Here is a 1,169-nt window from a genome sequence, read left to right on the forward strand (position 1 = left end):
TCCGGTGCGATGGGCTGGAACCCCGCCTTGCCGTAGAAGGCAGATCACCGCAAATGACACGGCAAAGAAGCTGGACCACAGCGTCATCGCCACCCCCTGCCGCGCCGGGGGCGCGATCTGGGCGATCAGCGTGGGCGCGACCACCACGATGACCAGATGCGACACCCCCTCGGCCAGCCGCAGGGCCAGCATCACCGGCAGGGGCGGCAGCACCGCCTGCCCCGCCGACAGGATCGCGCCCCCCACCAGCGCCCAGACCAGCATCCGCCGATAGCCCGCGCGCTGCACCACCATGCCCGCCGTGGCCCCCAGCGCGATGCCCGCAAAGCCGACGCTGGACACCATCAGCCCCAGCATCACCTTGGACGCCCCCGGCCAGATGGTGGCGGCCAGGTCGAAGACGGTGGCGATCTTGCCGAATTGCCCCGCCGCCGCCAGCCCCGTCGCCCAGAGCAGCAGCACAAGCAGGAAGGGCGGGGTCGGCGCGCGCATGGCGTCTTGGTATCGCAGCGCGCGCGCCGCGGAAAGGGCGGGCGGTCGCGCATCCGTCATACCGTTTGGGCGGGAATCGGTGTATGATTTCTTGAATGTGAGTGAGGTGTGCCATGTCCCTGACACGACGCGGAGTGTTGACCCTAGCTGCGGGCCTTGCGGCCGGTCCCGCGCTGGCGCACCACGGCTGGCGCTGGACCGGGGATGCGGCAGAGGTTTCGGGCCGCATCGTGCAGGCGCAACTGGGCCATCCCCATACCGTGCTCAAGCTGGACGTGGGTGGCGAGATCTGGCTGATCGAGGTCGGCCAGCCCTGGCGCTATGCCCGCACCGGCCTGACCGATACCCTTCTGGTCGAAGGCACCGAGATCAGGGCCCGGGGCCTTCTGTCCAGCGATCCGGGTCAGCGCGTGATCAAGGCCGAGAGGATCGTCGTGGCCGGCGCGTCCTTTGACCTCCGCCCCGGCAGTCAATGACTCGCGACCGCGGATCATCCTGAGAGATCAGGGCCTTGCGGGCCTGTCTTTGCACGGGACCCGAAGCATGGGGCCCGAAGGGCGCCGGGGTCCGGACAGCGCGGCGTCGGGGCCGCGCCGTCCGACCAGACGATCAGAAGTGGATGGCGCGTCCGTAGGCGTCCAGCACGGCCTCGTGCATCATCTCGGACAGGGTGGGAT

2 protein-coding genes are annotated in these 1,169 nt (G+C 69.5%); one reads left to right on the forward strand and one right to left on the reverse strand.

Annotated features, from left to right (window positions below; genetic code table 11):
* The coding region (locus ACLNEE_RS16730; protein WP_412007431.1) for an MFS transporter at window positions 1–552 on the reverse strand (552 nt) is incomplete at its 3' end.
* Window positions 553–605: 53 nt separating this feature from the next.
* On the opposite strand from ACLNEE_RS16730, the gene ACLNEE_RS16735 reads away from it, so the two are divergent.
* The gene (locus ACLNEE_RS16735; RefSeq protein WP_412007432.1) at window positions 606–968 is read left to right on the forward strand and encodes a DUF6152 family protein; all 363 of its coding nucleotides are present in this window, start codon (window positions 606–608) and stop codon (window positions 966–968) included.
* Window positions 969–1,169 lie beyond the last annotated feature (201 nt).

It is taken from the genome of Aphanothece stagnina RSMan2012 (assembly GCF_046764815.1).
In the GTDB taxonomy this organism is placed as follows: domain Bacteria; phylum Cyanobacteriota; class Cyanobacteriia; order PCC-6307; family Cyanobiaceae; genus NIES-981.

What these genes read in the sequence shown, in the direction of transcription:
- ACLNEE_RS16735 (WP_412007432.1), top strand. Translation starts at nt 606, where the DNA reads ATGTCCCTGACACGACGCGGAGTGTTGACCCTAGCTGCGGGCCTTGCG.